The organism is Anaerolineales bacterium (assembly GCA_022866145.1).
Taxonomy (GTDB): Bacteria; Chloroflexota; Anaerolineae; order Anaerolineales; family E44-bin32; genus PFL42.
The window spans coordinates 1-6,279 of sequence record JALHUE010000155.1 but is presented as its reverse complement, the minus strand read 5'-3'; the positions used below and the strand labels follow the sequence as shown (position 1 = coordinate 6,279).

Genomic DNA, 6,279 nt, shown 5'->3' with positions numbered 1-6,279 from the left:
GCACTGAGCTGACCCACCAGGTTGTCCATCCTGGCGGTGAAGCCTTCGGTTCTGGCTTCCGGCAGATCATTGAGCGCCATCAACGAGGCGAAGGCCGCCGCCAGCGGACGGCGAATGTTCTCGGCCGTCTCGGTGAGCAGGCGCATCTTCAGCGAATCCACATGCTTGAGATGGGAGATGTCCTGCAGCACCATCACCCAGCCGACACCGCCCTCCAGTCCGCTGGGCTCGAGGGGAGTCAGGCTGACCAGGTGCACCTGTTCCGCCGGCCAAGGCACCTCGCAGACCATGGCGCGTTGCGGCGAGGCGCCCATCCAGTGCTCCAGCAGGATCCGCAGCGGCGCCGGAAATACGACCGTGGACCGCTGACCGACCAGGTGCTCCGTGCCGAGTAGACGGGCAGCCTGGGGATTGGCCACGACCACCACGCCGCTGCCATCGGCGGACAGGATGGCGTCGCTGGCGTTGGTCAGCAAACTACGCAGGCGCTCGCGCTCCGCCTGGATCTGCGCCTGCAGCTGGGCGCGCTCCAGCCGCAGCGCACGATGGGCCACGGCCCGCTCAACGGCCAGGCTGAGGTCGGTCACCTTCTCCAGCGGCTTGGTCAGATAGTCGAAGGCGCCATTCTCGCGCATCGACGAGATGGCTGATTCCAGGCTGCCAACGCCGCTGATGACGATGACCTCGATGAAGGCGTCCTGGGTGCGAGCCCGACGGAGGAGTTCGTAGCCATCCATGCCGGGCATCATCAGGTCGGTGACCAGCACCGAGAACGCCTCCGCCTGGCGGAGCCGCTCCAGTGCCGCCTGGCCGCCGTCGGCGCTCTCGACCTCGTACCCCCGCTTGCGCAGGTGACCCGACATCAAGCGCAGATAGTCCGGGTCGTCATCAGCCACCAGCACCCGGGCCCCGCTCATGCTTCGCTCTCCTGGTCGCCCGCAGCTGGCGCTGCATCCAGCGGCAGCCGAACCGTGAACAGCGTACCCTCCCCCGGCTTGCTGCTCACGCTGATCGTCCCGTTGTGGCGGCTGATGATCCCGTAGGAGACCGAAAGACCCATCCCGGTCCCCTGCCCTTCGGGTTTGGTGGTGAAGAACGGATCAAAAACCCGCGGCAGGTTTTCCGGCGAAATGCCTGTGCCGGTATCGCGAACCTCGATGAGCGCGTGGCCATCGTCCGGCGCCAGCCGAACGCCGAGGCGGCCGCCGTTCGGCATGGCCTGCACCGCGTTCTGTACCAAGTTGATCACCACCTGCTGCAGCTGCTGCGAGTCAAACATGGCCGTCACCGGCGCCGGCGGGACCTGAAGATCGAGTTCGACCTTGCCCTTGCGCAGCATGTAGCTGGTCAAACGCAGGGAGCCCTCGACCGTCTGGCGCAGGTCACGCCGCAGCATGGCCGGCGGCGTCTGCCGGGCGAAGGTCAGCATATCGGTGACGATGGCATTCGCCCGGCTGGCGTTGTCACGAATCACCTGCAGGCTCTCATACTCCGGCGAGCCAGGCGGCTTGTCCTCCAGCATCTCCTCGGCCACCCCCTTGATCACCCCCAACGGGTTCTTGACGTCGTGGACGATGCCCGCCGAGAGCTGTCCGACGGAGGCCAGCTTCTCCGACTGGACCAGCTGCTGCTGCGCCGACTGCAAACGCTGGTACATCTCCTCCAGCTGCCGATTGCGATCAACGGCCTCGGCGTACAGCTGCTCAGCCTCGGCCGTGCGGGCCTGCAGGTCGTCGGCCATGGTGTCGAAGGCGGTGGCCAGGTCGCCGATCTCATCCGGCCGTTGGATGCCGCTCTCCTGCTCGAGGTCGCCGGCGGCAACCGCTTGAGCCATTCGCCGCAGGCGCAGGATCGGGCGGGTGATGCTGGAAGCCAGCCAGTAGCCGACGACAATGATCGAGATCGTGCTGATCGAGAAGAGCAGGCTGAAGGTATTGCGGCTGGTGGCTTCGGCGGTCACCAGGAAATTGGACGGCAGCGCCACGCCCAGCACCCCCAGCACCTGATCGCGCGCCGCCCAGGGAGCATAGCCCGCCTGGAAGTCCCTGCCGTACAGCTCGAACTCGCGCAGCTCCAGGCCGTCGATGGCCTCGGTGCTCTCCGGCGGGAGCAAGAAATCTGAAGCCTCCCCTTGTGTCTCATCGAAGCTGGTTGAAAGCAGCGCCCCGTCCGGTTGCTGCAGCACGACATCCGCCAGGGCCTGGCTCTTCAGATCGTCGACCAGCGAATCCAGACGGGTTCCGAGCATCAGCACACCGACCAACTCGTCGGCGGCATTGCGGACCGGGGCGCTGGTGTACAGGAAGGGACCGTAGGAGGTCTCCACGATCCCGACGTACTTGTCCCCGGCAGCATCCCGCCGTTCCTGCAAGATGTTGTCGACGATCGGCAGCTTGGAGAAGTCGGATCCGCGGGTGATGTCATACTGGGACGAAGCGGGATCGAAGGTCAGGCCCAGAATCTCCCTGCCCCCCCGTCCAATGGCCACGACCGATTCGGCCTGGTCGTTGAGGGCGATCGGGAGGAGCAGCGCCTCCAGGGCCTCGGCATCGGCGAACTGCAGCCCCTCGGCGACGCCGGAGGTGAAGGTCATCAGGCGCAGGCTGCGCAGGTGTGAGCGCTCGCGCCGCACCACCCCATCGGCGGCCACTCGCGAGGCCTCATTCAGCTGGTTGACGAAGCGCTCGCGGACGGAAGATGTCACCAGCCGCGTGACGACATACGTGCCGAGCATGGCGGTCACGAGCGTCAGCAAGGCGTAGGGGATGATCAGCTGACCGCGCAGCGAAAGGGCGCGCGCCACCACCCGGGAAAACCATCCCGTCCCGGACTGGCTGGAAGCATTGGGCCCGGCCTCGGGCGCGCTCGCAGGCGGACCGGCGGGTCCACCCAGCTGACGATCGGTCATGTTCGCTTTCCGACCTCCCCTTCCTCTTCCTGCCTGGGCTCCCAGCGGGTCCCGGGCGCGCAGCTAGCGCGGCTTGGCCCGGGCCGCACGCGCCCGCTTGTGGACATACAGCGCCCGGTCGGCGCGCTCGATCAGCTCCTCCGACGAGCGGATACCGTCCTCCCAGGCCGCCACGCCGAAGGAAGCCGAGACGTGCCAAGGTCCCGGGTTCCGGGTGCCGATCTCGGCGGAGATCCGCTGGGCGATCGCCTGGGCCTCGGCCTCGGTCGCCTCCGGCAGCAGGATGGCGAACTCGTCCCCGCCGTAGCGCGTCGCCAGGTCAACCCGGCGCACCTGCGACCGGATCGCCGCCGCCACAAGCCGCAGCGCCTCATCACCGGCCGGGTGGCCGTAGTTATCGTTGATGTCCTTCAGTCGATCCATGTCGATTATGATCACGGACAGCGGCCGCCGATAGCGGTGGGCTCGCTCGACCTCCAGCTCCAAGGACTCGTTCAGCTTGTAGCGATTGTACAGGCCCGTCACCGGATCGGTGACCGCCAGCCGCTGCACCTCGGCGAACAGGCGCAGGTTCTCGCGGATCAGCATCCGGTGCTCCAGGGCGCGGGTCAGCGAGAGCTCGAAGGCGGCTACCGATTCCAGGGGTTTGAGCAGGTAGTCGTACACCCCCACCCGCAGGGCTTCCAGCGCCGTCTCCAGCGTGGCGCTCGCCGTCAGGATGATCGACTGCAGGTCCGGGTCGATGCGCCGGCCTTCCTGCACCACCTCCAGCCCGGTCGATCCCGGCATGTACAGGTCGACGACCAGCACATCAAAGGGGGACTGCTTGAGGGCTTCGACGGCCAGCGGCCCGTCGTTCACCTGGTGGACCTCGAGGCCCATGCGCAGGCTGCGCCGCACAAGCAGGGCGCGGAAGTCGTCGTCGTCATCGGCGATCAGGACCCGGCCGACCTTTTCAGGCGCCGGGTTCTGGACCTCAGGCTGAGCGTCATGTTCCGCGTTCTTCATGTTTCCCGTCGGCAGAGATCTGCCTTCTACCCCCCATGGTTCTACGTCGAAGACCTCAACAGAATCATAGCCAAAGCCACGCCCGCCCCGGCTTGCAGTCCCCCTACACGCCCCGGCCCGCCGTTCACCCCTTGGTACCAGGGGCCGACGGCGTAGCTGGATTGTATATCGCCGGTCATCAGGGGGCAACATGCCGGGACTCCCTCGGGCGCGGGTCGCGACCACGCCGGTGACCGGGTGGTCCTGCATCCACAGAGCGAGAGGCGGGGGATCCCCCGCCTCTCGCAGTCCACTCTGGATGGCCGCAGGCAAGCCGCCTGCCCGGCTGCAATCGATCGGCGGGTGCCTCAACAGTCCATGCAGGCCAAAGTCACCGTCAACGTGACCGTCGGAGTCTTGCTCGGCGGCAGGGTGTTGGTTACAGCTGGCGTCGGGGTGCGCGTACGCGTGGCGGTGGGCGGCGAGGTGGACGTGTTGGTCGGAAGCGGCGTCGCGGTGCGGGTGGCCGTCGCGCTGGGCACGGTGGTCGATGTCGACGTCTTTGTCGGGGTCAGCGTGATGGTCGGCGTGCGCGTGACCGTTGGCGTATTCGTCCGCGTCGGTGTCAGCGTGATGGTCGGCGTACTGGTGCGCGTCGGCGTCAAGGTGATCGTCGGCGTGAGCGTGCGGGTCGGGGTGACGGTCGGTGTGCTGGTGTTGGTCGGCGTCAAGGTGATCGTCGGCGTTCGCGTGACCGTGGGGGTACGCGTCGCAGTCGAGGTGATGGTCGCCGTCAGGGTGGCCGTAGCCGTGGGCGCGGTGCGCGACACGCTGCCGCTCACCGTGCAGGAACCGTTGAATATCAGGCCGACGCTGAAAGTCCCATTGAGCCCCATCCCGCCCGGGACTCCGCCAAACAGCGTTCGCCAGTCGACGGTCGATCCGGCGGCAAAGTTCTGGCTCGTGGCACGGATCGTGGGCGGGTCTAAGCCGTTGCCGTTCCAGTAGGCGGTGCCTCCCCAGAATTGACGGTCAACGTACTGCGCCGGATGATAGGCGTCGGTCCAATCGAAGGCCGAACCGGTAAACGTCACTGCGGCAACGTTGTCATTTCGCACCCGCATGTACACATTGTTGCCGGTGATCCACGTGTTCAGGACCGTGATGTCGTCACAAGACGGCGTAGGGGTCACCGTGGGCGTCGTGGTCACCGTCGAGGTGCCCGTCGGAGTCCGGGTGGCCGTGGCGGTATTCGTGGGCGTGGCCGTCGAGGTGGGCGTCGGCACCGGCCGGTCGACCGAGCCGCTGATGAGGCACAGGTTGTCAAAGGTCAGGGCCACATCATAGGTGCCATACAGTCCGGGGTTGGCGGGGACGTTGTTGAAGGAGCCGTACCAGTTTTCGGTCTCGAAGGAGGCGACGGCGATGTGCGGGCTGGGCGCCTCGCTGGCAGGAGAAGTCGGATCGTCCGGCCCCCAGCGGTACCATCCCTTGAGCGACATGCCGTACAGGCTCTGCCCGGGGTATAAGCCTGGATCGATCCACGAGATCGAGGAGTCGGTCAGGTGGATGGCGCCGGGGTTGGTGTTGGTGAAGGTCAAACGCACCATGTTGTCGACGATGGCGACGTCATCGACACTGATGAAGGAGCAGTCTGGCGTCGGCGTCAGGGTGACCGTGGGCGTCTCGGTCGGGGTCTGGGTGATGGTCGATGTCGGGGTGACCGTGGCGGTGAAGGTCGCCACGGCGATCGTCGCCGGCAGGCCGACGACGCGCGCCACCCGGAACTGCTCGACGATTCCCTCGCGCTTGGCGCTCAGGTGAAGATGGGGCCACCAGGTGCTGATGAGCGGCGATATGAGCGGGTGCTCGAAATCGGCGGTGACGATTACCCGATCGCCTGGACCCCCGCCGTCCTCCACCGGAGTGCAATCGGCCGGCGTGCTGGAATTCGTGTTGGCCGGGTGGTAGATCAGCCCGCTCTTGGTGGAGCAGACTGTGATCTTAAAGTAGCCGGGCTGGCCAACGCCGGCCGTGGCATCCCGCAAGATGGCGGCGGCCCCGGCAGTGGCGCTGTCCTTGATCGAAGGAATTCGGGCGGCGTCTTCCTCATTCTGGGCATCGCAGATCCCGCCCGGGTAGCCGCTGCAGTAGGTCGAGTTGTACTCACCGGTGATGGCATAGCGGACCCCGAAGCGCGCCCCATTCTCGATCGCCATCCAGGCGTGCAGCACGCGTGCCAGCTCGATGATGGTGAAGATGATCAGCAGAATCAGCGGCAGCGTCAGGGCGAATTCAACCAGCCCCTGGCCTCGCCGGCGTTCCCGATTCTCGCGTCTCTTCATGGCGCCACACTCCATCTGGTGAATCGACCTGTTCACCGG

4 protein-coding genes are annotated in these 6,279 nt (G+C 66.4%); all 4 read right to left on the bottom strand.

Going from position 1 to position 6,279, the window contains the following annotated elements; genetic code table 11:
• The coding region (locus MUO23_04905) for a response regulator (protein MCJ7512291.1) at positions 1 to 917 on the bottom strand (917 nt) is incomplete at its 3' end.
• Positions 914 to 2,908 (bottom strand): ATP-binding protein, encoded by a 1,995-nt coding sequence (locus MUO23_04900; GenBank protein MCJ7512290.1) that lies wholly within the window; start codon positions 2,906 to 2,908, stop codon positions 914 to 916. The genes MUO23_04900 and MUO23_04905, both read right to left, overlap by 4 nt.
• A gap of 63 nt (positions 2,909 to 2,971) precedes the next feature.
• Positions 2,972 to 3,916: a diguanylate cyclase gene (locus tag MUO23_04895; protein MCJ7512289.1), complete on the bottom strand. Its 945-nt coding sequence runs from the start codon at positions 3,914 to 3,916 to the stop codon at positions 2,972 to 2,974.
• Positions 3,917 to 4,263: 347 nt separating this feature from the next.
• Positions 4,264 to 6,240, bottom strand: coding sequence for a pilus assembly protein (locus tag MUO23_04890; GenBank protein MCJ7512288.1), 1,977 nt, complete (start codon positions 6,238 to 6,240; stop codon positions 4,264 to 4,266).
• Positions 6,241 to 6,279 lie beyond the last annotated feature (39 nt).